Raw genomic sequence first — 26,044 nt, forward strand, 5'->3', positions numbered from 1 at the left:
CATTAACCAACCGCCTGCAGTGCGCGCGTATCCACGCCGGTCTCGCCGAACAGGTCGTCGACGACTTGAATTCGGGAGCCGATCCAGTGCATCGGAGGGATTGCCATGCTGTTGCCAAGGGCTTTGTATCGCGGGCCGTCCTTCGCCAGTGGCATTCGCGTGACAGTCCCGTGGCGGTTCCGCTTCGGCAGTTGAATCAGGGTGTAGTCGTCGGGGAAACCCTGCAGGCGCTCGCACTCGCGGGGCGTCAGACGGCGGACGGCCGCGCCGTACTGAACGACGCCGGGATCACCGTTTCGTGTCGTTTGTGGCATTGCCACTTCGGCAGCATGAATCGGATGGCTACCCATGCAGACGGAATGCGCGACTGCGGCATGGCCGCCGCCGTTATGGTGCGAACCGGTATGGCCCATGCTGCGCAATGTCGGCGCCACATCGCCCACCGAAAAGCCGTTGCGCCCGGATGCTTTGCAGTCGAATGCGATCGGCACCAGCGGAGTTCCGCGGCCTGTACCGTCCTCGCTCGCGTCGAATCCTTCACCGCGGAGCGCGTGCGTGACATACGGGTCCATGTCGGCACGGTGTGCAAGTTTTTGCTGGGCGCGTAGAGAGTTTGCGACCAGCAGTGTTTCCGTCTCCGCATCGATGCGCTGGTTGCTGGTCGTTAGGGCTCGCGCCACGTGCGGAGTTACGGGCACGAAGTGATTTACTGCCGCTCCTTCTGGTCGGCATCCCGCACCACCGCTAAAAGCGCCGCGTGTAATGGCGCCGGCAATTGTTTGCCACGCTTCTCGGCGCGGCGCAGGATGCCCGCGCAAGCTCTCACGCTCAAAAAGTACCGCTGCGGCACGTCGCCAATCTCCAAGATATCCGACAACGAACACACGCCGTCGTCGCTGAGGGACGGCGCGAGCGTGTGATTCCACTCGGACGTACTGAGCGTCAAGAACGCGGTAGGCGAACCCATACCCGAGTTCTGCCAGCCCGCCGAGGAAGGCTCCAAAGTCCCTGCCGCCGTTCGACGACAGGACACCGGGGACGTTTTCCCAGACCAGCCAACGGGGAGCGTATCGGCGAGCAATGGCAAGATAGGTGAGCATGAGGTTGCCACGCGGATCTGCCAGTCCCTTTCTAAGTCCCGCAATGCTGTAGGACTGGCAAGGGGTTCCTCCGACGAGAAGATCGATAGCTGCATCGGGCCATTCCTCAAAGCGTGTCATGTCGCCGAGATTCGGCACTGTGGGATAGTGATGCGCCAGCACGGCACAGGGAAACGGCTCAATCTCGCTATGCCATGCGGCGCGCCACCCGAGCAGATGCCACGCAACGGAAGCTGCGGCGATGCCTGTACAAACATCGGCGTAGATCATGCGACCTCCAATGCGAACGCCTGTTGAATCGGTGCCGTTGAGCGCTCCCAAAACGTCGGCGACTGGTAGATCTCAATGCGATCACGCATCACCTGGGCGCGCGATTCCTTCGTCGGTGGACGTATGGTCCCCTTCCATTTGCTGTCGAGCCCGATGTTGCGTCCGATGGTTGTCGCATCAGCGCTCGCGAACGGAAAGCGTGTGAACACATCGGGGTTGAGCATGCGCAGCCCATGCACCTTGCAGATAGGCCGGCCGTCGCGGTCACACACGACGTTCATTGCCTCGGACATGCGCGTGTACCACGCGTCTGTGCCGATCGTCGCAAATTGGCCCGAACTGCCGATGCAGACTCGTAGGCACGTCGACGCGAGGCGTTCCAGCCGCTCGAGGCTTTCGTGCAAATGCCACACAGGCGCCCCAATCCACGGCGCGCGGTGTCGCCACGGCCATTCGTCAAGCAACGCATCGTTCTCAGCTTCGTCACCATCGATCACGTCGGGAATCACTGCGAAGTCGAATGGTGGATAGCGATGCAATTCAGCGACCCACGCGTAGTAGCGCGACCAATCCGTAACCGGCCGGCCCGCGCGCCATGCACTAAACGCGCCGTTGTCAACGGCGAACGTCTGTGCCACGTCGAGCACAAGCCCCAATTGCTCCGGAGATTCGAACGAAACGAACGCGTGCCCACCACCGATCGCACGCAATGCGGCGGTGCCAGGAGTGATGGGAAGACCGTGGTAGTGAATCACACCGCCTCCCACAACAGCTTTTGCCCACGCAGCAACTGATCGGTGTCGACGCGTGGCCGCGCTGGCGTGTTCCAGTTGCCGCCGCCGCGGACGCCGACCAGCCGAAATCCCGCCCCGCGCAAGCTCGCGCCACCTTCCTTCGGGTCCGAATATGTGATGACTCGCCGGTAGCCCATCCCCTTCGAGGCGCGCCACGCCGCGCGGTAGAGCATCGAGCACGCGTTCCGCGAGCCATCGGTGCAACAGCGCGTGACCTCGAGCGTCCAGCCGTCGTCGTTGCCCCGCGCAACGGGGCGGCCGACTATCGCGACGCCACAGACACTGAAAACGTCCGCCGAGACCTCGCGAGCGACGGAGATGCTGAACTTATGGCCAACGACTGGCCCGTGATGCCGATGGTGTGCGGCGACGAAAGCGTTCGCCTCGTCGAGCGAGCTAGGGACGATCACGAGCATCACGCGACCTCCAGCACAAAGCCCGGCTGCCGCAGTTGTTCCTGATCGCACATCGACTCCACGACCGCCGACCATCCCTGCTCCCATTGCCTTGCGAAGCACGACAACGGCCCCGGCTTCAGCGGGTTTTCATGGAAAGGGACGCCGCGGTGCGCCGCAGTCAATCCAGCCCGAAACGCTGCCTGCTCGAACAGTTCGCGCATGTCAGCGCCCTGCACCGCACTCGCCCATGCCGTCGCGGGCGCGGCAGCAGAACATACCAACCTCGCCCAGCGTGGTCACGGCGTCCAGGTAGCGGCGTGTCACGACCACGCAATCGAGCGCGGACAGTACCGCATCGAGCTTATCGAGCGTGATGCCGTGCGGGTTGTCTTGCACGAGCTTCGACGGCACGGATTTGTCCCAGCCAGTGGCGTCAAGAATCCGCTGCTTCGCGCGGGGATCGCTAATCGCAGTTCGAATTGCGGCCTCGATACTCTGGCGCCGCGTTGCTGTTATCGATTGATTCATCTCTATTCACCATCATTCATTTTTTAAGGAGTGCCCATGAAAGCCGTCGTTGATACGCTTTTGATGGGGCACGGTTGAAACACCCAGCACGCGCTACGGAGGACCGCGGCGCAGCCGGATTTTTGAGAGGCAGGAACCCCCATCCGTGCAAGACTAGGCGCCGACCGCCCAGGTCACGACATCAACTCTTTTCACGAAGGAAGCTCCTGTGGACGAAATCAAAAATCTCCAGCAGCAGGTCGCGCAGCTCAACGGCCACGTTTCCGCACTCGCCGCCTTTGCGACGGCATTGCTTCGGTCAATGCCAGCAGCGACGAAAGCAGACGTTCTTCAACACTTCGAGGGCGAATGCGAAAACCTGCTCGTCGCAATGCTCGGCGCGTCAGGCGACGAGACCGAGCACCAGATCGGCGCGTTGACGCTAGTGCGGGAGACGTTGCAGCGCGTTGGTGCGCAGCCTCCTGTGCAGGCGGAATCTCACGACCCTGATGACTGATGACTGCCTTTTGCCCGGCTGCGCGGACCTGGTATATGGTCTCGGCTCCGTCAACGCCAATCGGTACGAGTTCGTATCCGCTCGCTACTGAAACGGTGTCGCCAGCCCGGGCGGACAGGTGGGAGTTCTTCGTCACGCCACCTCCGTTGCGAGGATGGCCGAGCGCCTCCGCCACCATTCCGAACCCGTTACCTCGAAATATGCAAAAGAATCCAAATCACTCTCCTCGCTCACTTCTAGATACGATGTCATCGCTATCCAAGATGCCTCCGCACATACCTCCCTCGCCGCTTCCGGGCTTGGCCCGGCAGCAGGCGCAGTCATTGGAATCGGTGCTCGCGCTATTGGAGGCGGAAGCGGCAAGAAGTCGTGCATCGGAAAGATTGCAGCGGCGCATGGCCATCTTCGCGAACGTGATGGCTGCTATCGCCGCAGTGATGGCAACGATTGCCGCGATGCCGCTGATCGTGCAGTTGCTCAAATAGGTCATCACGCCACCTCCCGCTCAGCAGGAACGGGCGGCGAGCCAGACTTGCTGATCAGTTCAGGCCAGATTTCCTGCCTGTCGCCGGGGCGCAATCGCTGGCGGGACAAACCAGCAACCACATTCTCAGGAAAACTCAAATGAAGCTTGACCGAGCACTTCAGCGCGCACTTCTCCAGGCTCTCGCCGACGACTACCCCAAGGCGATCTCGGCCGAATCGTGGAAGGCACTGGCCAGCCAATACGGCGATGACGTTGTGCGGGCGAACGCCCTCTATCTGGACGGGCACGGCCTCGTCACCTGGAACATGGGGTCTGCCGGTTTTCGCCTGTCGATTACGCCGGCCGGCCTGGATTTCCTTGCCGACGACGGTGGACTCACTGCAATCCTGAGCGTGGTCACGATCAAATTTCATGAGGACACCCTGCGCGAACTGATCGGCCTGCGGATTGCGGAGTCTGATCTAGCCCAGCCTGATAAGAAACGATTGCTTGATCAGCTTCGCGAACTGCCCGGCGAGACCATAAAACACCTGACACTGAAACTTGTGGATGCGGGGCTGGCGAACTGGCCGGTCGCACTTCAAGCAATTGGAACGTTCTTGATAAGCCCCGCTCACTGACGTTTGGCACCACAGCGAATCGCCCGAAGCCAACATCGGGCGACAGTTGAATCCAAAACTCATCCAGTCTCGTCTGAACTTCGATGATCGTTCCGTTCTTGTGGAAGACCAGAGAATCGATGCGTACCGTCATCACGCCACCTCCTCTGCCGTGGGCACCGGCGGCGAGCCAGGCTTGCTGATCAGTTCAGGCCAGAGCTTGTGCCAGTTACGTGGTTTTAACTCCCATCGCATCACGACTCCGGCCGTTTGCTGTTCGATGAGAAAGCAACGTTCTTGAGAGATCGGTGATTGACCACTCGCCATCTGTGACAGATAGGACTGTGAAATGCCAAGCGATTCAGCCAGCCTTTTCGCGGTGCCGCGCTTGCTGCCGGCGATGTATTCCTTGAGGTTCATGCGACCAGTTTAGTTTCAACTAAACCAATGGTCAAGTGATCACTAATTTAGAATTGACTAAACTTACGGTATGGATATCCAAGACGTTCGCCGCGCCAACCTGCTGAAGTGGACTGAAAGCCACTCCGTGCCCTCAAAAGAGAAGAGTTATTTCTCCCAGTTGCTGGGTGGAGCATCATTTGGAGAGCGCGCTGCACGACGTCTGGAACGCGATTATGGGATGGGTGAAGGCGTCCTCGACCGAACCTTAGATGACGAATCGGTAGACTCCGACGGGAAACTTGGCCCTGGGGCGTCACTATTGCTGAAGGTCGTTGAGGGGCGTGATGATGCGGAGATCATGCGAATAGCACAGGCACTCCAAGTCCTTCTAGGCGCGTCAGCACTCTCTTCTGAAGCGGTCGATGATCGTGCCGAAGTCGTCATCGCGCCGCCGCCGCGCCGACGTCGAAAACATGCAGCAAATGAGTAGGTCAGCCGCGCGAGCGGCTATTTTTACGACAAATAGATAGTTATTATCTATTGAGCGGTGATTTTTGAGATACAAGCCATATCGTTCATTGATTAACCTGTTCGCGCCATTGCCACATCTGCCCCGCGCTGCTCGATGCTTCTTGTATGCATGTCGCCGGCCCGCGCACGGATCAGGCGCCGTAAGAAATTTGCAGCGGAGTTTGCCCTTCTAGATCAGTAACTCGACTGTATGCATCACCCGCCTGGTATCGGGATCGGACGAACTCATGCTGTCACGGATCGTGTCGATCAGACATTCGATAAAGCAGTTCGCGGCAGGACTCATAGTAACGTCGCTTCGCGTCAAGAGGCCGATCACCGTGTCGTCGACATGCTCGCGTATGGGCACCGCCCGAAGGTTGTCCCGGGCCGCGCTGACCTCAATCAGCGGCCACATGAAAGCGCCAACCATGTCCGTCTTAGGCAATAGTGCGAGGGAGAAGGTGAGCGAATGTCCAAAGTGGATGACTGCCGGCATTGGTAAGCCGTACTGCTCAAACATCCTGAACGGTATCTGGCCTTCAGACTCCGCATCCAATGCCATGAGCCATTCGAGATCAAGCAGATTCGCGAGTGAGCGACTGTCGGCACGCGGATGCCCTCGGCGAACCACGATCGCCATGCTTGAAGATACGAGCGGCCTGAAACTGATGTCCGGATTCTTTTCACCGGGCATCTCCCGTCCGATAGACAGTTCTATGCTGCCGTCACGCAAACCCGGATACACAAGCGCCGGCAGCCCTTCGAAGAACTCGAACCGGACATTTGGCATTCGCTCCCGAAAGCGCTCCACTGCTTCCGGAAGGAATGTCAACGTCACCCAAGGCGTCACAGCTATCGAAAAGATGTCTCGCCGCTCCCGATGGGTTGCATGGAGTGCCCGTTCCGCGCGGCTCGCCTCCGTAACGATACGGCGCGCGTATGGCACCAGAATCCGCCCCTGGTCGGTCAGCATTATGCCGCTCGACGTTCCCTGTATCAGCGGCGCATCAATATACGCCTCCAGCTGATGAATACTCGAGCCGACCGTCGACTTGGGGGCATTGAGCATTTGTGCTCCATTGCGGATGCTGCCGGCGTCCGCAAGAGCGACCAGTACCTGCAGATGATGCAACCGCGCACTACCGAGCCTATCCACAAAAGCTAGGTCCGACATTTTGCCCTCCAATTTTCGTGCCTTGTTACAAAAGCGTCGTCATTTTGTGAACTGATTTCAACACGAAAACCCGGAGAAGGCCGCCGATATTGGCTTTGGGCGGTGTCCAGGTTTCCTGGACGCGTCCAGGTTTCCCGACCTTATGCGGGACCGTGGAAACCGGTACCGTACGGGCAGTTCAACAGGAGAGAAATTCAGCTCGAGCGCACAGCGCTAAAGCCGAAGCTGCGGGTTGCCGACATGCCGACTGGACCAGAAAGCGGAAAACAGCCGACGTTATACGACGCGACGAAAGAAGCGTTCGGCCCGCTTGTGGCTGAGCAGCTGTGAACGTCATTTCGTTCGCGCCGTATCTCGAAAGACGTCGCCAGTCCGGCGGCGGCGTTGCTCAGCAGGTGCCTCTGCCATCCAAGAATCGCCGCCCCCTTGGTCGCATCGTTATCGAATTCGGACACGATGAGCATCATCGCGTGTACCGAACCGGCCAGTATTGTGCGAATGACGCCTTGACGCGCTATGCACTCGTGGAAGCGCTCTCCTACTACGTCAAGCTCGACCCGGACTTGGCGGATTAAGCATCACCTAAACCGAAGTTTATTTATTACTTGACTATAAGTTTAGCATTCACTAACCTTCTCTCCATCGCCACCCAACCGATGGAGCAAGGATGCACCACCTTCCACCCTCTGCACCGCTGGCATCGCACCCCGCGAAAAAAATCGTCGACGAACATCTGGCAGTCGTCCATTCGATCACCGTCGCCGACATCTTTGCGGCGCTGCAAACACAGCCCCAGGCGACGCAACAGCGCTGCTTGACCGCATTGATCGACGGTGAACCGTTCGACGCGGGACTCGTGCTGCTGCACGCCTTTAACCAGGCAATCGAGGCCCGGGCGTTACGCGCTCGTGACACAGCAACGACGACCGCGGAGCCGGAGTCAACCGAGGCCGCGCCGCACCACCGCACATTCATCATTGCGGGGTGCTGAAATGTCAGTCCTCGCGAAAGACCTCCTCGACCTACGGGCGTTGCCACGGAGAAAAGGACTTCACGGCGCACTGACCGAACACCTGATGCGCGAAATCGCGCGCGACCTCATTGCGCGAGGTGCCGCATGAACGCTCGCCTCTTGCTCGGTCGTGCGCCCGGCGATAACGCGCTGCTCAGCTCGTGCCAGCAAGCGCGGCGCCGCGTACGCGCCGTCGCCACGATGCTCGCCTATAGCGTCGCCGTCGGCGCGTTCCTCTGGCTCGTCGTCGCGCTGCGCGCCGGTGGTGGCGCATGAGTTCGATCCTCGACTTCATTGGCATCTGGGCATTAATCGCGCTCGCCTGCGGCGCGCTGTTGACCTTCGTCCGCAGCGACAGCGCCGTGCGCCGCCTCGACATGCTCGAACGCAGCCATCCAGTCTGGACGTGGCTCGCGATGGTCTTGCTGCTCGTCTCCACTGCTCTCGCTTTGGTCTGCATCAACACCGATGTGGCACCGCAACTCACCAACAACGCCCGAGGTACAGCATGAATTTACCCATCCACGTGATGCACGACCCACGCGAGCTGGACACCACGAAGATCGACTGGCACAGCAAGGGGCATTCGAGCGCGACGATGATCAAGGAAGGGGTCTACCCTCCCAGCGCGACGCGCGAATACGTCGAGAACGCCGTGCGCGGAACCTTCGGCGGCCGCTTCGAGCACTTCGGCGGCGGCCGGTTCAAATACATCGCTTACACGGACTGACCACGATGCGCTGTCACTTCGAAATTCTGCACGCGCCGCTCGATAGCTTGACCGTCGCCGAACGCGGTGCCCTTGCGCTCGCGGAGGCGATGCAACTGGTGCGCGTTGCGGCAAACGATATCCGCCTGAACTGGTGGATGAGCAGCCGCGACATGTCATTCCGGGTCGGCTACTTCGCTGGCGTCCGCTCGGCCACATTGGTTGCACTGAAACACGGCGATGACGGCTACGACGAATTGAGGGAACTGGCTGGACGATACGCATCCGAGGTCGAGTTTCTTGCGTGGCCCTATCTCAGATGCGTCGCGTAGTGAAGCCCCATAGCAAGCACTGATCAACCCCTCACCCTAACGCCCGATATGAACACACCCACTCCGAAAATCGCGATGGATGCTGTGGAGTCCTCACAGATCTACAGCATTGGCTACGATCCCTCGACCGGCACCCTGGCGGTTCGGTTCAAAGACGGTAAGACCGGCGCACCCGCCTCGCTCTACTACTACTCGAACTTCACACCTTCGAATTTCGAGGCGCTCCGGCAGGCCAAGTCGATCGGCACGCATTTTCACCACCACATCAGGCCGTTTCCGCACCGCTTTCCGTGCGTCTGCGTCGAGAAGAAGCCTTACACCGGGCGGGCCTCCTAATGGGCACGATAACGATCCGCGCATCCGCATGGGGAACCCTGTTCGACTGCGCAATGAAATTTGAAGGCGAACACCTTCTCGGCATGCGCAAGGCGTCGGGCCTGCGCGCCACGCTCGGCACCGCGGTGCACGCCAGCACCGCGGCGAACGATCAGGCGCACCTCGACGGCAACCCGCTGTCGCCTGACGATACCGCTGGCGTGTTCATCGACACCCTACATAACCCGACGCAAGACGTCGACTACAGCGACGACGATCTGACGTTGCGCGAAGCCGAGCGGATCGGCCTGTCGCTGCATACGCTGTACTGCCTGGAGATCGCCCCTCAGTTCGAGTACACGGCAGTCGAAATGAAGCTCTCGCCGTTCGAGATCGACTGCGGCGGCGGCACTATCGTGCGCCTGACCGGTTCGATGGACCGCGCACGCGTCGCGCGCCGGGAGGACGGAATTGCCATTCCTGACCTGAAGACTGGGCGCGCCATCATTCAGAACGGCCAGGTGAACCTGAAGGGCAAGTCGGCGCAGCTCGGCACCTACCAGCTTTTGTACGAGCACACCACGAAGGAGCCGACGGTGGGCGGCCAGATCATCGCCCTGCCGACCGCCGGCAAGACAGCGCCAATGGTCAGCCCGCTGTTCGACGCGCGACGCGTCATGGTGGGCACCGAAGACCACCGCGGCCTTATCCAGTTCGCCGCAGAAATGTTTCGCAGTGGCCTGTTTCCTCCCAATCCCCAATCGGTCCTCTGCTCGCCGAAGTACTGCGCGCGGTGGAAGACCTGCATGTTTCACGCTTAAGAGGACTTTATGTCGACCCCGACAACTGTAGAAAATCTGCGCAACCCCGCGCCACGCGACGCCAATTTGCCCGCCGTTGAAATGGGGTTCGGCACGCTGCAATCGTTCGAACTAATGCAGCGCGCCGCAAAATTGCTGACCAACTCGACGTTGGTACCGGTTGCGTATCGTGCACAGACCGAAGTCAAGGAGTATGGCAAGGTCACCGGCTATGAAGACAATCCGAACGGGCTTTCCAACTGTGTCGTCGCGCTAAACATGGCGCAGCGCATGGGTGCCGATCCTCTGATGGTAATGCAGAACTTGTACATCGTCGAAGGCCGCCCCTCCTGGTCATCGCAATTCATCATCGCGGCGATTAACTCGTGCGGGAAGTACTCGCCGCTTCGCTTTGACTTGAGCCCTGCAACCGATCCCGAGGAAGTGACCTACAACGCGACCGAGTGGCAAGACCAGCCGAATGGCCGTGCCAAAAAGGTGAGCGTACCCAGGAAGGTTACCGTTCGGCATCAGACTTGCGTCGCGTGGGCGATTGAAAAGCAGACCGGTGAGCGCCTCGAATCACCGACCATCAGCATTCAGATGGCGATTGACGAAGGCTGGCTGACAAAGAATGGCAGCAAGTGGATGACGATGCCTGAAGTGATGCTTCGATATCGATCCGCCGCCTTCTTCGGCAAGCTTTATGCGCCCGAATTGCTGATGGGTCTCCAGACCGCAGAGGAAGTCACCGACATCGTCGACGTGCACGCGGATGGCTCGTACACAGTCAACCGCACGACCGTCGACGATCTTCGCGCCGGTCCTGCGCCGGCGGCTGAAGTCGTTCCGGCCGCCCAGACCTCAGCACGACCGACCTCGCCAGCGGCTCAGCGACGCGAACCCGCCCCGGCCAAAGAAGCGAAGCAGGAGCAGACCGTCGCATCTACCGCGCAGGTATCTGCGCAGCAAAAGCCAGACAGCCACCAAGACGACTTCGCGTTCGACGAATCGGGACTGATTCAGGGCATCCGCGAGGACCTCGAAACCGCGAACTCGCCCGAGGAAATCGACCTCGCGCGCAGCGCGATCAGCGGTGTGTCTGACGAGGCGGTCAAAGCGGAACTCAACGCGCTGGCATCGAAGCGCATTCGGGAACTCAGCAGCACCGAGGAGCCGCAACAGCGCGCGCAGCAGCGACAGGCGACCACGCCGACGCAGCGCCGGCCGCGCGGACCGATCAGCGCCGAATAACCCTTCATTCGAATAAAAGGAGCATCTGTGAGCCATTCTGAAGAACACAAGGCCGTCCTCGGCATGACCGCAGCCACTGTCGGCAAGGATCTGCTCTCGGCAACCGTCCTCGAACTGAAAATGCTTCCCGACGTGTGGGTCAAGCTGTCCGAGACCAAGCAGAACGACATCATTGACCGGCTGCGCAAGCGCGTCGAGAACGCGGTCAAGATAGCCGTGCACCTGATCGCCAGCGACGGACGCATGGTCGTTGCCGGCGACCTCGAGCAGATCACCATCAAGGACGGCGCGAAGGCCGTCATCAAGGTCGGCAGAGCGGCGCCTTCATTGCACGAACTCTACGATGCGCAGGGAAAGCAGGTGCTGATCGTCGTGTCTGACGCCGGCGAGCATACGGGCGGCATGGATGAGGTGCGCGGCGAAAACGATCAGCGCGGCCTCGACCTTGGCGGCGAGTACACCGCCGAGGATGGGGATGGAATGGACGGCCCGCACAACGATGACGACGACGTTGTCGACGCCGAATTCCGCCCGGTCGCCGCGCTCGGCGACGACCCGCTGCAATCCGAGATCGACGAGCAGCACGAAGCGGGTCGCAAAGCTGCTGCCGACGGACTGCCCGAAAGCGAGTGCCCGGTCATGCGCGGAGATCTGTGCATCGCGTGGATAAAGGGTTGGAAGTCGTGGCACGAGGAACAGCCTGACGCTGCCGAGAGTCATGACCCCGTCGACGAACTGTTCGAGCAGGCGGCGGCCCTTGTGCGCGAGCACAAGCGCGCGACGATCAGCTTCCTTCAGCGCCACCTGAAGATCGGCTACAACCGCGCAGCGATCATCATCGAGCAGCTCGAAAAGCGCGGCGTCGTGAGCACGGCCGACGGAACGGGCCGTCGAACAGTGATAGATGCCAACGACGGCGACGACCTTGGCGGGGACGAAGCATGAAGTTGACTCATATCCTCGTGCGTGACGTTCTCGGCATCGCCGAGGCCGACGTCCACCTGACCAAGCCCGTCGCACTGTTCGCCGGCGCCAACGGCGCCGGTAAAAGCAGCATTCAGGAAGCCGTCCGCATGGCGCTGACTGGCGACACCGTGCGGGTGTCGTTGAAGAAGGCATACGGTCAGCTGCTGCACGACGACGCGAAGGACGGCCAGATCATTGTCACGTCTGACGACACTGCGAACAGCATCACGCTGCCGGGCGGCAAGCTCGCGCGCGGGCTGACGGACGATCCGCGCCTGCCGATGGTGCTCGATGCGCAGCGTTTCGCGCATCTTGATGAGAAGGCACGACGCGCGTTCCTGTACGAATTGATGGGCGTCAAGGTCGGCTCGGACGACATTCGCCGTCGGCTCGTCGCCCGGCTGTTCGACCAAACACCTATGTCCGATGCGGACAAAAAGCGGATCGAGTCGGTGATTCCGATGGTGCGCGCCGGTATCGACGCCGCCCACAAGGAAGCGGGCGACAAGGCGCGAGCCGCAAAAACCGCGTGGCGCGTCGTGACCGGTGAGACCTACGGCAGTTCAAAGGCTGACGGCTGGGCGCCCGCCGCGGTCACGTTCGACGAAGCCGCGTTGCTCAAGCTTGAGGCGGATCTTGAATCACTCGACGGCGAGATCGGCGACGTGCAGCAGGAGATCGGCGCGGCAGAGGTCGCCCAAAGCACAGCGCGCGAGCGGGCCGAGCAGATTACTATCCTGCGCACCACTGCCTCCCAGTTCGCCCGCCTGACCGATCTTGTGCAACGGGCAGAAAACGAGATGGCGGAGTTCAAACCACAGGTCGACAGCCTTCGCGAGCGCGCGGGCGGCACGCCGGCGGGTATCGAATGCGCGTGCCCCGAGTGCGGAGCCCTTCTCCGCTACCTGAACGGCGTGCTGAGCGCCAGCGTTGCCGCGGTGCGCGACGATGAGGCGATCGCCAAGCTTCCCGAATACGAAGCGAGTCTGACCATGCTGCAGAACGCCGCAGCCAATCGCCGCCGCGAGTTGGAGGCGGCCGACACTGCAGCGAAGCAGTTGCGAGCCATCGAGGGAGAGGAAGACACCGACGCTCCAGTCATCGACGTTGACGGCCTTCGACAGGAACTCGCGGATTTGCAGGCGCGGCGCCGAACTATCACCGCCGAGGTCGAGAAGCACCGCGACCAGCAGCGCGCCGCAGCAGCAGCCGGGGAAAAAGAGCGCGACGCGGCCTCGCAACACGCCGATGTGCAGGCGTGGGAAGCGATCGCCGACGCGCTCGCGCCAGATGGCATTCCAGCAGACCTGATGCGCGAGGCGTTGCAGCCGCTCAACGAGCAGTTGACCGCGCTCGCGGAGATGTCCGAGTGGGCAGACGTGACGGTCACGCCTGAAATGGAAATTCTGGCCGACGGGCGCCCGTACCAGCTCCTGTCTGAATCCGAGCGTTGGCGAGCCGACGCCCACCTAGCCTGCGCTATCAGCCTAATCAGCGGTCTGCGTTTGCTGGTGCTGGACCGCGCCGACGTATTGATCGGACCCGAGCGCGATCGCCTGTTTTATTGGCTCGACGACCTCGCCTACGCGAACCGGATCGACACGGCGCTGGTGTTCATGAGTCTGAAGGAACCGCCGAAGGCACTGCCGGAAGGAATCGAGGCGTTCTGGATCGAGGGTGCCACCGTGCGCCCCGTTGCCCTGGAGGTCGCCTGACATGCGCCACGTCTCTACGACCGAAATGATTCAGCGACTGTCCGGTCTGCTCGGCACCGACGACCTGACCGAATGGGAACAGGGATTCGTGCACCAGCTCGATGCGATCCGAAGCGCCGGCCGTGTCACGAGCCTGACCGACAAACAGGTCGAACGACTCGACGAGCTGCACGCGAAGCACTTCGCCTAACCCGCGGCGCGCCGGTATGCCGCAGAGACTTTCAAGCCTCGAAAGCCGGCACACGTCCCTCGGAATTTACGGGCGGCTTGCACAGCGCCCGGCTTTTTTGGATCGACACCTATGACAACCATCAACCAACCTGCGGGCGATGAAACGCGTGCAAATGTCCGCAATGCTCTCGTGTCCCTAGAGTGCACCGCACAATGGCTAGAGAACGGATGCGATCCGAAAGCCGCTGCACATGAACTCCGGCTTGTCATGAATATGCTTCACGGCATTCCGACCGCTCTCGCCAGCGCCGCCCCTTTCCCTCGCTCTGCCGCGACTGTGCCGATGTCAGTTGCCGTGGACGCTAGGCGCATGCGCACGTTGTGCCGTCTGCTCGACGCGATGGACGACATGGGCACCGGCTTTCCCGGTGAAGTCCACGCAGCATTTCAGGACGGCGGGGAGAAGACGCGCAGGGCGCTCGACGCAGCAGCAATGCCCGAAGACCTTCCATCTGCCCACTCCGCAGCAACCGATGCCGCGACTGTGAGCGACGAGCGGGAGGCGTTCATTGCTGACGTGGCGGCACAGAAGCCGGAGAATCCGGACCATTGGAGTTCCTGCGGGCAATGTGAGCGCAACATCGAGCGAGCGCAAGACCTTCTCGCTGAGCAATCCGCCGCTCCGCAAGCCTCGACAGAGCCCGAGAGTTCGTGCGATCCGGGCGATATTTGCGCGGGCTGCCGATGCAAATACAACACCTATGCAGACCCCATTCCGCGCGCCAGCGAGCAAGCAGACGATTACTGCTCGATTCACTGCAAACACGCCTGTCAGACTTCGACGAACGGCGTATGCAATGGGCCTCCAGTAACAGACGAGGCGGTGACGGACGCAGCGCGCGACGTGGTGGCCGAGCGCAAGCGTCAGGTGACGGTGGAAGGGTTCACGGCGGAACACGACGCCAAATACCCAGGCGCTATGGCGAAGGCAGCGGCCACGTACGCTGCGCATGCTGGCGCAATGGCGTCAATCGGCTACGAAGTCGACTACGAGGCTTACCGCGGAGTTCCTGTGCACCAGGTGTCTGCGCCGTGGCCCTGGGACGATGAATGGTGGAAGCCGACCACGGTGCGCCACGATCTCGTGAAAGCCGGCGCGCTGCTCCTCGCGGAAATCGAGCGCTTGGACCGCGCAGAGGACCGCTCATGAACACCACGCCAATAGATGCGCTGGTTGAGCGGCTGCGGGAGGAAATGTGAGCGCGATTATCAGCCCTTGCGGCACCTATCGATACCTGCTGAAGCGCCAGGCCGAATCAATGGCGCCGACGAGGTCGACCGCGTTGTTCGTGATGCTCAACCCGAGCACCGCAGATGCGAGTCTCGACGATCCTACTATTCGGCGCTGCCGCGGCTTCGCCAAGCTGTGGGATTGCAACGGACTGGCCGTCGCGAACCTCTATGCGTTGCGCTCGACAAACCCGGCCGCCTTGTGGGCGCATCCCGACCCGGTCGGCCCCGACAACGACGACTATCTATGGAACTTCGCCCGCGAGTGCGGCGACGTCGTATGTGCATGGGGCTCGAATGCGAAGCCAGATCGTGCCGCACGCGTTGCCAGCATTTTGACCGACGCGGGCGCACGCCTGTGGTGCCTAGGCACGACGAAGGACGGCTCGCCGCGTCATCCACTCTATGTGCGTGCCGACCAGCCGCTTATCGAATGGCACCCAGCAGCTATCGCGGCATCCGCAGAGAAGGGAGATAAGGCTTGAGCCAGCACGACGAATCACATGTCGCGGAAGCAATTAATACGCTTTCCAGACTGGCCGCTTCCCACAGTGCAGAAGTCGTGCGACCACCGGTCCCAAACGACACCAACGCGCTCAGTAGTCTCGTACCTGAACATCCATGCGGCAATGAGCACCGCCGCGGCAGCAACCAAAACGGCCCAAGTGGCCAAACTCCATTTGCGCATGGTTCCCCCGAAAAGCTTTTAGCGAAGGATCGTAGCATGAGCGAAAACAGCAAGATCGAATGGACCGACCACACGTTTAATCCGTGGATAGGGTGCACGCGCGTGTCGCGCGGTTGCGACCACTGCTACGCAGCCGTGAGCACGCCTTCGCGCGCGATGAGTGTCGTTTGGGGGCCGGGCGAGGCGCGGCACCGCACGGCGGATAGCACGTGGAAGCAGCCGGGCGCATGGAACAGACGGCACGACGCATTCTTCGAGAAGCACGGGCGTCGTCAACGAGTGTTCTGCGCGTCGCTTGCCGACGTGTTTGACAACGCCGTCGACCCCGCTTGGCGTGCTGACCTCTTCGAGCTGATCGCCAGCACGCCGAATCTCGATTGGCTGCTACTAACGAAGCGCATCGGCAATGCTGGAGACATGATCGTCGATGCGCTACTGCAGAGGAAAGGCCTGAAGGCTCACGCTCCCTGGCCGTGGCCGAATGTCTGGCTCGGGGCGACGATCGTCAACCAAGAGGAAGCAGACCGCGATATTCCGAAGCTGCTCGAGGTGCCGGCGCACGTGCGCTTTCTGTCGATGGAGCCACTGCTGGGCGCTGTCACTTTGCAGCCGCACTGGCTTGACGGGGAGTGGGAGCAAGGCGTCTTCGCGAGCGTCAACTGGGTGATCGCCGGCGGTGAAAGCGGCCCGGGCGCACGACCGATGCATCCGCATTGGCCTCGCGCGCTGCGCGATCAGTGCGAAGCCGCCAGAGTGCCGTTTCTTTTCAAACAATGGGGCGAATGGACTGACGAAGACTGGGGCGAGCGGGCTGGGCTTCGCGACACGGCCGGCGTATTGCCGAACGGAGAGTTCCTTCTGGCGACCGAGGGATATGTTCCGCCGTTTGATGACGGCGTTCGACTCGAAGCGGCCGGAAATGTTCGGCTCGATGGCCGGATGCTCATGGACCGCGTCGGCAAGAAGGCAGCCGGCCGCCTGCTCGACGGCCGTACGCATGACGAATTCCCGAAATCACCGAAGCAGCCGCACATATCATCGAGACAACACGAAAAGCTTGGAGCGTGAAATGAACACCGTCTTCCTGCTGATGGCCCAATACAACGCAGCCGCGGTTATCCCGCTCGAAACCGTCTGCCGCGACTACTTCGCGCCGCTCACGGCCCCGACACTGCTGCGCAAGATTTCCGCTGGCGAGATCGCGCTGCCGCTCGTGCGCATGGAGTCGTCGCAGAAAGGCGCGAAGGGCGTTCACTTGACAGATCTGGCTGATTACATCGACAAGCGCCGCAAAGCGGCCGTCAAAGAGTGCAATCAGCTTTCCGGAGTCGCCTGAGGTGGCGCGACGACGCCGAGCCACTTCCATCCCGAAAACCGATCCCCCGTGTGCCTGAGGTGCGTATAGCGCTTCAGGCTCGACCAGCTTCGGTGCCCTGTCACCGCCGCCACGTGCGGAATGGTCAACCCCATCTCGAATAGCCTGCTGGTGCCTTCATGGCGCATGTCGTGCAGGTGCAAATCCTCGATCGCCAGAAACTGACACGCGCGCGTGAACGCTGCGCCGACTGCATCGTTGGTGTATGGAAAAATCCGCCCCTTTTTCGTCGGTTGCGCCTTGATGATGCGCATTGCCTCGGGCGGCAGATCGCACCATACGTCGTTGCCGATCTTCTGGCCCGGATGCTTCAGGTCTCGCACGAGCACTCGGCTATGGGCCTCGTCGAGGTCTTCATGCGCGATGCGCAGCATTTCCTCGAGCCGGCGCGTCGAGAAGATCGCGAACGCGGTCAGCGCTTGCATGGGCGCGCTGGCCGGGCGCCGCACGCGAATCTCGCCGAAGTGCGTCATGATCCGGTCGAGCTCCTCGATCGTTGGGCGCCGATCGCGTTGCCGCGACTTGCTGGTCGCGCCGAGCTTCTTCAGCACGGTGCGCGCGTCGACGAGCTGCTGTTCGTCGAGGGGATACCCCCACGCCGGCCGCGCAACATGCACCACGGCGGCAAGGTGTGACATGTAATTTCCGACCGTCTGGGGCTTGACTTTCAGGCTCTGCCCGAACTGCACGTACGTCTGGCTGACGATCCTACTGCAGTTCATTTGGCCGATCGGTGCTACCTTGATCGCCTGTAGCACCTGCTCTTTCGTGCGCCCGAGGGCGCGGCGGGACTCCCTGATATAGCGGTCGATCACGTCGGCCAGCGGCGGATCTTCCTTCGCAGCAGACTCCAGCGCGCCCGGCTGTGCCAGCTCGCGCTCGCGCTTGTCGAGCCACGACTGCGCCGCCTGGCGCCGGTCAAAGGTCTTCGATTCTGTGTAGACCACCTTCCCGCCATCCTTCAGGCGGATCTGCGCGGTGTAGCCTATACTCTTGTCCTTGCGCTCTCGCGCCGATATTGTCCCCATCGTTTCCCCGGTGCTACAGACCAATAATCGGTCCTACATCGTAGCACTTCACCGGAAAACGACCGGAAATCACCCTGAAACCGCGTTGAATCATGCAACGCCGAAACACCGGCCAGAAGCCCATCTGGCGAAGAAACCCAATGAATTCAAGCCCTCGCCGCGTATCGGTTGCACCGATGATGGACTGGACGGATCGCCATTGCCGCTCGCTGCATCGAATGATTTCGCGCCATACCTGGCTTTACACGGAAATGGTGACGACCGGCGCGCTGCTGCACGGCGACGTGCCGCGTCATCTCGCATTCACGCCCGACGAAGCGCCGGTCGCGCTGCAACTCGGCGGCAGCGAGCCCGACGATCTCGCGCGTTCGGCCAAGCTCGGCGAGCAATGGGGCTATGACGAAATCAACCTGAATTGCGGCTGCCCATCCGAGCGCGTGCAACGCGGCGCGTTCGGCGCATGCCTGATGAACGAGCCGCAACTCGTCGCCGATTGCGTGAAGGCGATGCGCGACGTCGTATCGGTGCCAGTCACGGTCAAGCACCGCATCGGCGTCGATACGGTCGAGGAATACGGCTTCGTCCGCGATTTTGTCGGCACGATCGCGCAAGCCGGCTGTGAAGTCTTTATCGTTCATGCGCGCAACGCGATCCTGAAGGGCCTGAGCCCGAAGGAAAACCGCGAGATTCCGCCGCTCAAGTACGACTACGCGTATCAGTTGAAGCGCGATTTTCCGCAACTGGAAATCATCATCAATGGCGGTATCAAGACGCTCGACGAAGTCGACGCGCATCTTCAGCACGTCGACGGCGTGATGCTCGGGCGCGAGGCGTATCACAACCCCTACCTGCTCGCCGATGTCGACGCGCGCTTCTACGACTCCGCGCAGGCGCCGCTGACGCGCGAGCAGGTCGAAGCGAAACTGATCGAGTATTGCGCGACCGAAATGGCGCGCGGCACCTATCTCGGCGCGATCATGCGCCATGCGCTTGGGCTGTATCGCGGCGAAGCGGGTGCGCGTGGTTGGCGTCGAGTTTTGTCCGACAGCAAGCGACTTGCGGCCCGTGATCTGACCATCTTCGACGAAGCAAGACAGCATCTGCGCGAGCCCATCGAAATTTTTGAATAAAGGACTAGGCAAACCACCACCTAGTCCCTATAATCTCGTTTCTTCGTCGGCGAGACAGGTTTTTAGAGTAAGTCAAGCGGATGTTAGTGGTGGCTGTAGCTCAGTTGGTAGAGTCCAGGATTGTGATTCCTGTCGTCGTGGGTTCGAGTCCCATCAGCCACCCCACAGAATTCAAGCAAGCGGCGTTGTGAGCAATCACAACGCCGTTTTTGTTTTGCTGACGGCCTTCTGCATTTTCCATGATGTCTGTGCGGTTTTCCGCACCGCAATCACCCCTTCCCGCCTTCTTCCGCCTCTCAAAAACCGCTTGGCCAACAGGGCCGGATCACCGGTCCGCCTTGCGGCGCGTACGTCTGAACGATTGTTTCTTCGTCGGGAATAGTAATTTCAGATTATCGGCACAAATTTTCAATAGTAGGGGTATACACTGGCTTCCATCGACGTTGCAGACACCTGGTTCACTGGCTCCTGCAACATCTTCCTGAAATGCAGTCGAAACGTTATCGGAGTCCTACCATGAAGACCAAGTTTATCGCCGCCCTGCTGGTTGCCGCTTCCGCCTCTATCGCCGCTCCCGCTTTCGCCAGCGGCTATGGTCCGGCACCGTACTACCGTCCGTCGGTTGGCGCGCCGGCTTCGCAACAAGGCCAGAACGCGCAGACCGTCGCTGCCGAACGCGCCAACGCGCAATCGAATGCATACGGCGGCGTGAATAGCGTGTCGACGCAATCGGGCACGCGCAGCGAACCCACGTCGGGTCCGCAATCGGTGTTCTTCGGCCACTAAGCCGCCAGCAGTACCGTCAGATCCGCTGCCTCTGAAGGCAGCGATCAAACTGGGCGCCGCGCATGCAGTATCGATGCCGGCGCCCAGTTGCATTTACGGCAGCCGTGGTACCCGGTACGTTGCCCGGGTAGCCTTCGGTTTGCAACCGTTGTCTCGTGCGCCTGCCGCTTCCTTGCCTCATCCGAACACGACGTCCCCTTCCGTCGCGACGCGGCTATCCGCGTCTAACTCGCCAGCCCCGCATCGATCAATTCGCGCGCCGCGCGAAAAGCCGCCTCGGCGGCCGCATGCTCGGTGGACCACAAGCTATCGATATGCACGAGCTGCCAGTCGACCACCGTCGAATCGTCGCGCAGCACCCGGAAATGCGCCTTGACGCCGGTCAGTACCTGTTCCACCGCCACCTCGATGTCGTAGTCGCCATAGCGCGCCTGATAGTCGCCCATGTCGACGCCCTTCGGCTCCATGCTCGTCTCCGTGGTTTCGCTGATCGCGGGTAGGCGGACGCGCGCGTCCCGCTGGCGTCGCGCTGGCCAATCACCTGCTCGCGACTCACCCGCGACGCGCCGCCTCGCTCTCCACACCGGCCGTGCGGCCGGCCGCCGATCAGCGGATCAGTTGCAATCGCCGGAAAGATACTGCCGGCCGTTGCAGTTGATTTCGACCCCACCGCTGCCCGCTTCGGCAACCAGGTCGCATGCCAGCAACTCCGCCGCAACGGACTGCGCGACTTCGGGCGCCGTCTGTCCGACGCCGACGTCGTTCAGACGCCGCAACGCTTCCACCGCTTCAGGACTCAAGGACTTCGACATGGCCGTCTCCGTCGGAATGCTCAATTCATCGTAGCAAGTTTCATCGGCGGATGCAGGTGTGCGCCTGACGAGCCCGCTCCCCGGAGCGTCGAGCCCGGCAATTGGCGTCTGAAACCGGCATGACCGTTAGGAGCACGCCTCAACGCGCCAGCAGCGGCCCCGGAACGCGGCCTGCTACTAGCTAATTGTGCACACAGCCGCGTGTCTGCAGACGGCACGCGACATCGAAGGAGAACGACATGAAGCGAGGCAATTGGGCCACGTTGACGGCCACCGCCGCCGCGCTGGCAGCGCTCTTTGCGAGCGGCGCGAGCGCCGTCGCGCAGACGGCGCCCAGCGCGCCGCCGGACAGCCATGCGCCGATGGCCAAACCGCCCGAGGCGGCATCGGGCGCCGGCAGTTCGAGCAACCCGGACAACATGCCGATCAAGCGGCCGGCGAAGCCAACCAACGACCACATGTCGCACGAGCCGCCCGCAAGCGGCGCAAACGCGAAATAGCCGCTGCGCACGCCGCTCGCATTGGCGGAGCGTCATCAAAGCCGCGCGATCGACACCTCGGTCGACTTCACGAGCGCGACCACCTCCGAGCCGACTTTCAGTTCGAGTTCGTCGACCGAGCGCGTCGTGATCACCGACGTGACGATGCCGAACGGCGTCTCTACGTCGACCTCGGACACCACCGAGCCGCGGATGATTTCCTTGACCTTGCCTTTGAACTGATTGCGCACGTTGATGGCGGAAATGCTCATTTCAGATAACTCCACAGAAGCAGGTGATAACGGATCGGATCGATTTGCCAGGAAAACTCAGACGGCCCAGCGCACTTCGGTCGGCCGCGTGAGACGACCGGGTTCGGGCAAGCCATCCGGGTCATAGGGCTGATACGCGCGATGCGCCAGCGTGTCGTCGTTCGGCGCGTTGTTCAGCACGCGTTGCAGCACGTGGTCTTCGAGTGCGGCGAAGCCCGCCGACGCCCGCGCGCGCGGACGTGCGAGCGCGACCGGCTGATCGAGCGCGATGCGGCCTTCCTCGATCAGCAGAATCCGCTCGCCGAGCGCGACGGCTTCGTGCACGTCGTGCGTGACGAGCAGCGCGGTGAAGCGATGCTCGCGCCACAGCCTTTCGATCAGCGCGTGCATTTCGATGCGAGTCAACGCATCGAGCGCGCCGAGCGGCTCGTCGAGCAGCAGCAATTGCGGACGATGCACGAGCGCCCGCGCGAGCGCGACTCGCTGCCGCTGACCGCCCGATAGTTGCGCGGGCCAGTCGTTCGCGCGTTCGAGCAGGCCGACTTCGGCGAGCACCGCGCGCGCATCGTCGCGCGCGCCGCGGCCGAGGCCGAGCATCACGTTTTGCAGCACGCTTTTCCACGGCAGCAGACGCGCATCCTGAAACATGATGCGGGTGTCGAGCGGACCGCCGTTCCCGGCGCGCTTTTCGAGCACACCCGAACTGGCTTCCTCGAGACCCGCGACGAGCCGCAACAAGGTCGACTTGCCGCAACCGCTGCGGCCGACGATCGCGACGAAGCTGCCCCGCTCGATTGACAGATCGAAGCCCGACAGCACCTCGCGCTCGCCATAGCGCTTGCCGACGCCGCGCAATTGCACCGCGTAGTCGCTCGCCGGGCGCGCGTCGCTGCGGGCCAGCGCGGGAGCGGGTTGCAAGCCGGCTTGCGAGCCGTGATGAGTCCCGGCCGCCCCGTCCCGCTCAACCTTCGCAGCCTCGTTCGCGTCGTGATCCGCGAGCCGCGGCTGCGCGAGTTCGGTCTCGAGATCGCTGCCCGCGATACCGCCGAACGTCGTCGATAGCGTCGTTGCGCTCATGCTTTTGCTCCTCGCTGATAGGCCGGATGCCAGCGCAGCGACACGCGCTCGAGGCTCTTCGCGAGCATGTCCGCGAGTTTGCCGAGCGCCGCGTACAGCAGAATGCCGACCACCACCACATCGGTTTGCAGGAATTCGCGCGCGTTCATCGTCATGTAGCCGATGCCCGATTGCGCGGAAATGGTCTCGGCGACGATCAGCGTGACCCACATCAGACCGAACGCGAAACGCACGCCGACCAGAATCGACGGCAGCGCACCCGGCAGAATCACGTGGCAGTACAGTGCGAAACCTTTGACGCCATAGCTGCGCGCCATCTCGGTCAGGTTCGCGTCGACCGAACGGATGCCGTGAAACGTGTTCACATAGACCGGGAAGAACACGCCGAGCGCGACGAGGAACACCTTCGCTTGTTCCTCGATGCCGAACCACAGGATCACGAGCGGAATCATCGCGAGCGCGGGAATGTTGCGGATCATCTGTACGGTCGAATCGAGCACGATTTCCGCGGGTTTGAAGAGACCCGTCGCCAGTCCGAGCACCAGACCGATGCCGCCGCCGATCGCGAAGCCCGACACCGCGCGCCAGGTGCTGACCTTCACGTCGGCCCACATTTCGCCGGACTGGATCAGCGACCATGCGGCCTTCACGACCGCGAGCGGCTCGGGCAGCACGCGCGTCGACAGCGCTCCGCTGCGCGCGGCGATTTCCCACGCGAGCAGGATCGCGATCGGCGCGAGCCACGGCAGCAGGTGCGCGCCGAAACGGCGCAGCGCGGCAGCGCGCGCCGTGGACGCGGGCTGCGGGGTTACCGCCGTTCCCGCGCTCAAAGTGGTGTCACTCATGTTGGCTTTTCTCCTTGCCTGTCGATCGTCGTGCGCGTGTCGCGCAAGCCGCGCGACCCATGCTATGGGCGCGCTCAACTCGCGCTCGCCGCCTTCGGCAGATAGCTGGTGCCGACGATTTCGCCGAACGGCCCCGACAACGGCCCGTTGGCAACCTTGCTGAAGCGTTGCGGCAGCAGCGGAAAAACGAGTTCGGCGAAGCGGTAGGATTCCTCGAGATGCGGATAGCCCGACAGGATGAACGTCTCGATGCCGAGCGCCGCGTACTCCTTCATACGCGCGGCCACCTGCTCCGGACTGCCGACCAGCGCGGTGCCCGCGCCGCCGCGCACGAGCCCCACGCCCGCCCACAGGTTCGGATAGACCTCGAGCTGCTCGCGCCCGCCGCGCCTGCCGCCGTGCAGCGCGGCCATACGGCGCTGCCCTTCCGAATCCATCTTCGCGAACGACGCCTGCGCACGCGAGACCGTGTCGTCGTCGAGCTTGCTGATCAGCTGGTCGGCCGCGGCCCACGCTTCCTCCTCGGTCTCGCGCACGATCACGTGCAGACGGATGCCGAAGCGGATCTGCCGGCCGCGCGCCGCGGCGCGTGCGCGAATGTCGGCGATCTTCTTCGCGACCGCTTCGGGCGGCTCGCCCCACGTCAGATAGGTGTCGATGTGCTCGGCCGCGATATCGTGCGCGGCCGCCGACGAGCCGCCGAACCACAGCGGCGGATGCGGGTTTTGCACCGGCGGATATAGCGCCTTGCCGCCCTTCGACCGCAAATGCTTGCCGTCGAAATCGATCGCTTCGTTGCTGGGCGACGCGGCGAGCAGCTTGCGCCAGATATGCAGGAATTCGTCGGTGATTTCGTAGCGCGTGTCGTGATCGACGAACACGCCGTCGCCGGCCAGTTCGGCCGCGTCGCCGCCCGTCACCACGTTGATCAACAGACGCCCGGTCGACAGCCGGTCGAACGTCGCCGCCATACGCGCGGCGAGTCCCGGCGACGACAGCCCCGGGCGAATCGCGACGAGGAACTTCAGCCGCTGCGTCACGGCAATCAGGCTCGACGCGACGACCCAGGCGTCCTCGCACGAGCGGCCGGTCGGCAGCAGCACGCCCTCGTAGCCGAGCGTGTCGGCGGCGACGGCGATCTGCCGGAAGTAGTCGTAGTCGGCTGCGCGTGCGCCGTGGGACGTACCGAGATAGCGGCTGTCGCCGTGAGTCGGAATGAACCAGAACACATTCATGTTGTTACTCCTGTCTGTCCCTGACGTAATGAAAACGGTGAGCGCGAGCGCCGGCCGCGCGCATCGAGCCGGCAACCGGCAAGGCGCTGCGACGCGTTGAAGGATTGAGAAACGGACGATGGACTCAGGCCATCGGCAACTGCGTCAAATCGATGAAGGCTATGCGCCTGGCGGACGACACCGCGAACACGACCGCGCGCGGGCCCTGCGACAACGGAGATTCGGTGTGAGGCTCGACATTGCGACGGCTTTCCTCGACCAACGTGCGCGTGATGCGCTCGATTTATCGGATGACGGCGACACCCGAGCCGTCTGCATGAGGAAACAGTCTATGGAGCGGTCCGCGGCTTTTGAACGATTTTATTGAGCTTAGGATTTCCGCTTTCGTGATTAGCCCGGTTCTACCGCATACGGTTGTTGCGCTTTATACACGCGGCCCCGGCCGCCCAACCCCGGTCGATATAATGGCGCTCGTTTCCAATCACCCGGTACAGGTCTTGCGAGTTGCCTGTACGTTGCCGGTGCAATGCATGCAAAAAATTATTCTGCCGTTCGTCGCCGGTTTTCTGGCTTCTTTGTTCTTTCGCGAATCGACGCTGGCGCTGATGCACGCTGCCGGCATGATCGACCCCAGCGGTTTTTCGACCGCGCCGTTTTTGCCGCTCGGCCTGCCTGAGTTCATCGCGAACGCAATCTGGAGCGCGTGCTGGGCCGTGCTGATGGCCTGGCTGCTGCGCGTCGCGCCGCATCGGCGCGCGCCGTGGGTACCCGCGTTCGTGTTCGGCGGCATCGTGCTGACGGCGGCGAGCGTGTTCGTCGTCGATCCGCTGCGCGGCATCTGGCCGAGCGGCAACATGCTGCCGCGCCTCGCGGTGGGCTTCACGGCGAACGCGATGTGGGGCTGGGGTGCGCTCGTGTTCATGCGCGCGTTCATGGCGAGCGAGGCAGAGGAATAAGCGCGGAACATGAATTCGCGCAACGCCTAGATTCGC

38 protein-coding genes and 1 tRNA gene are annotated in these 26,044 nt (G+C 62.2%); 25 read left to right on the forward strand and 14 right to left on the reverse strand.

Translation table 11 applies throughout. The annotated features are described in order from the left end of the window. Positions 1–2: 2 nt before the first annotated feature. Genes OKW35_RS38270 through OKW35_RS38290 form a run of 5 tightly spaced genes read right to left on the reverse strand, consistent with a single transcriptional unit; the run spans position 3 to position 3,090 of the window. On the reverse strand, positions 3–1,370 hold the full coding sequence (locus OKW35_RS38270; protein WP_429554777.1) for a DNA cytosine methyltransferase: 1,368 nt from the start codon (positions 1,368–1,370) through the stop codon (positions 3–5). Next, positions 1,367–2,125: a hypothetical protein gene (locus tag OKW35_RS38275; RefSeq protein WP_429554778.1), complete on the reverse strand. Its 759-nt coding sequence runs from the start codon at positions 2,123–2,125 to the stop codon at positions 1,367–1,369. The genes OKW35_RS38270 and OKW35_RS38275 overlap by 4 nt, the downstream gene beginning before the upstream one ends. Continuing rightward, positions 2,122–2,583 carry an XF1762 family protein gene (locus OKW35_RS38280; RefSeq protein ID WP_429554779.1) on the reverse strand — a complete coding sequence of 154 codons (462 nt, stop codon included), beginning with the start codon at positions 2,581–2,583 and terminating at the stop codon, positions 2,122–2,124. Before OKW35_RS38280 ends, OKW35_RS38275 begins: the two co-directional genes overlap by 4 nt. After that, a complete protein-coding gene (locus OKW35_RS38285) occupies positions 2,580–2,783 on the reverse strand; it encodes a hypothetical protein (protein WP_429554780.1) in 204 nt (67 codons plus the stop codon). The genes OKW35_RS38280 and OKW35_RS38285 overlap by 4 nt, the downstream gene beginning before the upstream one ends. A 1-nt stretch (position 2,784) precedes the next feature. Continuing rightward, a complete protein-coding gene (locus OKW35_RS38290; RefSeq protein WP_429554781.1) occupies positions 2,785–3,090 on the reverse strand; it encodes a DNA-binding protein in 306 nt (101 codons plus the stop codon). Positions 3,091–3,298: 208 nt separating this feature from the next. On the opposite strand from OKW35_RS38290, the gene OKW35_RS38295 reads away from it, so the two are divergent. The 3 genes from OKW35_RS38295 (at position 3,299) to OKW35_RS38305 (ending at position 4,693) form a co-directional block, all read left to right on the forward strand. After that, positions 3,299–3,586, forward strand: coding sequence for a hypothetical protein (locus tag OKW35_RS38295; RefSeq protein WP_429554782.1), 288 nt, complete (start codon positions 3,299–3,301; stop codon positions 3,584–3,586). A 154-nt stretch (positions 3,587–3,740) separates the two neighbouring features. Beyond that, a complete protein-coding gene (locus OKW35_RS38300; RefSeq protein ID WP_429554783.1) occupies positions 3,741–4,214 on the forward strand; it encodes a hypothetical protein in 474 nt (157 codons plus the stop codon). Next, positions 4,211–4,693 carry a hypothetical protein gene (locus tag OKW35_RS38305; RefSeq protein WP_429554784.1) on the forward strand — a complete coding sequence of 161 codons (483 nt, stop codon included), beginning with the start codon at positions 4,211–4,213 and terminating at the stop codon, positions 4,691–4,693. The genes OKW35_RS38300 and OKW35_RS38305 overlap by 4 nt, the downstream gene beginning before the upstream one ends. Positions 4,694–4,825: 132 nt before the next feature. On the opposite strand, the gene OKW35_RS38310 is transcribed toward OKW35_RS38305, so the two are convergent. Next, positions 4,826–5,092, reverse strand: coding sequence for a transcriptional regulator (locus tag OKW35_RS38310; RefSeq protein WP_429554785.1), 267 nt, complete (start codon positions 5,090–5,092; stop codon positions 4,826–4,828). A 70-nt stretch (positions 5,093–5,162) separates the two neighbouring features. Between OKW35_RS38310 and OKW35_RS38315 the strand changes: the two genes are divergently transcribed. Continuing rightward, positions 5,163–5,564, forward strand: coding sequence for a hypothetical protein (locus OKW35_RS38315; protein WP_429554786.1), 402 nt, complete (start codon positions 5,163–5,165; stop codon positions 5,562–5,564). Positions 5,565–5,774: 210 nt separating this feature from the next. Here OKW35_RS38315 and OKW35_RS38320 read toward each other — a convergent pair whose 3' ends face one another. After that, complete coding sequence (locus OKW35_RS38320) at positions 5,775–6,761, reverse strand: LysR family transcriptional regulator (RefSeq protein WP_429554787.1); 987 nt, start codon at positions 6,759–6,761, stop codon at positions 5,775–5,777. Between the two features lie 326 nt (positions 6,762–7,087). On the opposite strand from OKW35_RS38320, the gene OKW35_RS38325 reads away from it, so the two are divergent. The 16 genes from OKW35_RS38325 (at position 7,088) to OKW35_RS38400 (ending at position 17,349) form a co-directional block, all read left to right on the forward strand. Further along, positions 7,088–7,336 (forward strand): hypothetical protein, encoded by a 249-nt coding sequence (locus tag OKW35_RS38325; RefSeq protein ID WP_187617482.1) that lies wholly within the window; start codon positions 7,088–7,090, stop codon positions 7,334–7,336. A gap of 92 nt (positions 7,337–7,428) precedes the next feature. Next, positions 7,429–7,752, forward strand: a complete 324-nt coding sequence (locus tag OKW35_RS38330; RefSeq protein ID WP_429554788.1) for a hypothetical protein — start codon at positions 7,429–7,431, stop codon at positions 7,750–7,752. 126 nt (positions 7,753–7,878) lie between these two features. Beyond that, positions 7,879–8,049: a hypothetical protein gene (locus OKW35_RS38335; protein WP_429554789.1), complete on the forward strand. Its 171-nt coding sequence runs from the start codon at positions 7,879–7,881 to the stop codon at positions 8,047–8,049. Continuing rightward, a complete protein-coding gene (locus OKW35_RS38340; protein ID WP_429554790.1) occupies positions 8,046–8,285 on the forward strand; it encodes a hypothetical protein in 240 nt (79 codons plus the stop codon). The genes OKW35_RS38335 and OKW35_RS38340 overlap by 4 nt, the downstream gene beginning before the upstream one ends. Continuing rightward, entirely contained in the window at positions 8,282–8,503 is a 222-nt protein-coding gene (locus OKW35_RS38345; RefSeq protein WP_429554791.1) for a hypothetical protein, read from the forward strand. The genes OKW35_RS38340 and OKW35_RS38345 overlap by 4 nt, the downstream gene beginning before the upstream one ends. Before the next feature lie 5 nt (positions 8,504–8,508). Continuing rightward, positions 8,509–8,814 carry a hypothetical protein gene (locus OKW35_RS38350; RefSeq protein ID WP_429554792.1) on the forward strand — a complete coding sequence of 102 codons (306 nt, stop codon included), beginning with the start codon at positions 8,509–8,511 and terminating at the stop codon, positions 8,812–8,814. A gap of 48 nt (positions 8,815–8,862) precedes the next feature. Beyond that, positions 8,863–9,150 carry a KTSC domain-containing protein gene (locus OKW35_RS38355; RefSeq protein ID WP_429554793.1) on the forward strand — a complete coding sequence of 96 codons (288 nt, stop codon included), beginning with the start codon at positions 8,863–8,865 and terminating at the stop codon, positions 9,148–9,150. Beyond that, positions 9,150–9,950, forward strand: coding sequence for a RecB family exonuclease (locus OKW35_RS38360; protein ID WP_429554794.1), 801 nt, complete (start codon positions 9,150–9,152; stop codon positions 9,948–9,950). The genes OKW35_RS38355 and OKW35_RS38360 overlap by 1 nt, the downstream gene beginning before the upstream one ends. 9 nt (positions 9,951–9,959) lie before the next feature. Further along, positions 9,960–11,183, forward strand: a complete 1,224-nt coding sequence (locus OKW35_RS38365; RefSeq protein WP_429554795.1) for a hypothetical protein — start codon at positions 9,960–9,962, stop codon at positions 11,181–11,183. Between the two features lie 27 nt (positions 11,184–11,210). Then, a complete protein-coding gene (locus OKW35_RS38370) occupies positions 11,211–12,128 on the forward strand; it encodes a DNA translocase FtsK (protein WP_429554796.1) in 918 nt (305 codons plus the stop codon). Next, complete coding sequence (locus tag OKW35_RS38375; protein WP_429554797.1) at positions 12,125–13,864, forward strand: AAA family ATPase; 1,740 nt, start codon at positions 12,125–12,127, stop codon at positions 13,862–13,864. The genes OKW35_RS38370 and OKW35_RS38375 overlap by 4 nt, the downstream gene beginning before the upstream one ends. 1 nt (position 13,865) lies before the next feature. After that, positions 13,866–14,054, forward strand: a complete 189-nt coding sequence (locus OKW35_RS38380; RefSeq protein ID WP_429554798.1) for a hypothetical protein — start codon at positions 13,866–13,868, stop codon at positions 14,052–14,054. A gap of 111 nt (positions 14,055–14,165) precedes the next feature. Next, a complete protein-coding gene (locus OKW35_RS38385) occupies positions 14,166–15,245 on the forward strand; it encodes a hypothetical protein (protein WP_429554799.1) in 1,080 nt (359 codons plus the stop codon). Positions 15,246–15,291: 46 nt separating this feature from the next. After that, positions 15,292–15,810: a DUF1643 domain-containing protein gene (locus OKW35_RS38390; RefSeq protein ID WP_429554800.1), complete on the forward strand. Its 519-nt coding sequence runs from the start codon at positions 15,292–15,294 to the stop codon at positions 15,808–15,810. 239 nt (positions 15,811–16,049) lie between these two features. Beyond that, entirely contained in the window at positions 16,050–17,081 is a 1,032-nt protein-coding gene (locus OKW35_RS38395; protein ID WP_429554801.1) for a phage Gp37/Gp68 family protein, read from the forward strand. Between the two features lies 1 nt (position 17,082). Continuing rightward, positions 17,083–17,349 carry a pyocin activator PrtN family protein gene (locus OKW35_RS38400; RefSeq protein WP_429554802.1) on the forward strand — a complete coding sequence of 89 codons (267 nt, stop codon included), beginning with the start codon at positions 17,083–17,085 and terminating at the stop codon, positions 17,347–17,349. Here the strand turns inward: OKW35_RS38400 and OKW35_RS38405 are convergent. Then, the gene (locus OKW35_RS38405) at positions 17,328–18,416 is read right to left on the reverse strand and encodes a tyrosine-type recombinase/integrase (RefSeq protein WP_429554803.1); all 1,089 of its coding nucleotides are present in this window, start codon (positions 18,414–18,416) and stop codon (positions 17,328–17,330) included. The two genes, OKW35_RS38400 and OKW35_RS38405, sit on opposite strands and share 22 nt — an antisense overlap. Before the next feature lie 140 nt (positions 18,417–18,556). Here OKW35_RS38405 and dusA point away from each other — a divergent pair, with 140 nt between their 5' ends. From dusA to OKW35_RS38420, 3 genes are all read left to right on the forward strand, one after another. Continuing rightward, positions 18,557–19,546, forward strand: a complete 990-nt coding sequence (gene dusA, locus OKW35_RS38410; protein WP_429554804.1) for a tRNA dihydrouridine(20/20a) synthase DusA — start codon at positions 18,557–18,559, stop codon at positions 19,544–19,546. An 89-nt stretch (positions 19,547–19,635) separates the two neighbouring features. Continuing rightward, positions 19,636–19,711 (forward strand) — tRNA-His (locus tag OKW35_RS38415). A gap of 351 nt (positions 19,712–20,062) precedes the next feature. Next, positions 20,063–20,332, forward strand: coding sequence for a hypothetical protein (locus OKW35_RS38420; protein WP_018418204.1), 270 nt, complete (start codon positions 20,063–20,065; stop codon positions 20,330–20,332). Positions 20,333–20,556: 224 nt separating this feature from the next. Here the strand turns inward: OKW35_RS38420 and OKW35_RS38425 are convergent, their stop codons facing one another. Together OKW35_RS38425 and OKW35_RS38430 are read right to left on the reverse strand one after the other, a co-directional pair. After that, positions 20,557–20,799 carry a DUF6566 family protein gene (locus tag OKW35_RS38425; protein WP_018418205.1) on the reverse strand — a complete coding sequence of 81 codons (243 nt, stop codon included), beginning with the start codon at positions 20,797–20,799 and terminating at the stop codon, positions 20,557–20,559. Positions 20,800–20,946: 147 nt separating this feature from the next. After that, entirely contained in the window at positions 20,947–21,144 is a 198-nt protein-coding gene (locus tag OKW35_RS38430) for a hypothetical protein (RefSeq protein WP_013089281.1), read from the reverse strand. A 239-nt stretch (positions 21,145–21,383) separates the two neighbouring features. Here OKW35_RS38430 and OKW35_RS38435 point away from each other — a divergent pair, with 239 nt between their 5' ends. Continuing rightward, positions 21,384–21,644: a hypothetical protein gene (locus tag OKW35_RS38435; protein ID WP_090804375.1), complete on the forward strand. Its 261-nt coding sequence runs from the start codon at positions 21,384–21,386 to the stop codon at positions 21,642–21,644. Positions 21,645–21,679: 35 nt separating this feature from the next. Here the strand turns inward: OKW35_RS38435 and OKW35_RS38440 are convergent, their stop codons facing one another. The 4 genes from OKW35_RS38440 to ssuD all read right to left on the reverse strand — a co-directional run bounded on the left by OKW35_RS38440 (position 21,680) and on the right by ssuD (position 25,052). Beyond that, positions 21,680–21,895, reverse strand: a complete 216-nt coding sequence (locus OKW35_RS38440) for a TOBE domain-containing protein (protein WP_008922916.1) — start codon at positions 21,893–21,895, stop codon at positions 21,680–21,682. Positions 21,896–21,952: 57 nt separating this feature from the next. Beyond that, positions 21,953–22,972: an ATP-binding cassette domain-containing protein gene (locus OKW35_RS38445; protein WP_429554805.1), complete on the reverse strand. Its 1,020-nt coding sequence runs from the start codon at positions 22,970–22,972 to the stop codon at positions 21,953–21,955. Continuing rightward, positions 22,969–23,817 carry an aliphatic sulfonate ABC transporter permease SsuC gene (gene ssuC, locus OKW35_RS38450; protein WP_429554806.1) on the reverse strand — a complete coding sequence of 283 codons (849 nt, stop codon included), beginning with the start codon at positions 23,815–23,817 and terminating at the stop codon, positions 22,969–22,971. Before ssuC ends, OKW35_RS38445 begins: the two co-directional genes overlap by 4 nt. A 74-nt stretch (positions 23,818–23,891) precedes the next feature. Further along, positions 23,892–25,052: an FMNH2-dependent alkanesulfonate monooxygenase gene (gene ssuD, locus OKW35_RS38455; RefSeq protein ID WP_429554807.1), complete on the reverse strand. Its 1,161-nt coding sequence runs from the start codon at positions 25,050–25,052 to the stop codon at positions 23,892–23,894. 530 nt (positions 25,053–25,582) lie between these two features. Between ssuD and OKW35_RS38460 the strand changes: the two genes are divergently transcribed. Beyond that, a complete protein-coding gene (locus OKW35_RS38460) occupies positions 25,583–26,008 on the forward strand; it encodes a hypothetical protein (protein WP_090805723.1) in 426 nt (141 codons plus the stop codon). Positions 26,009–26,044 lie beyond the last annotated feature (36 nt).

It is taken from the genome of Paraburkholderia sp. MM5477-R1 (genome assembly GCF_050436385.1).
GTDB lineage: Bacteria > Pseudomonadota > Gammaproteobacteria > Burkholderiales > Burkholderiaceae > Paraburkholderia > Paraburkholderia tuberum.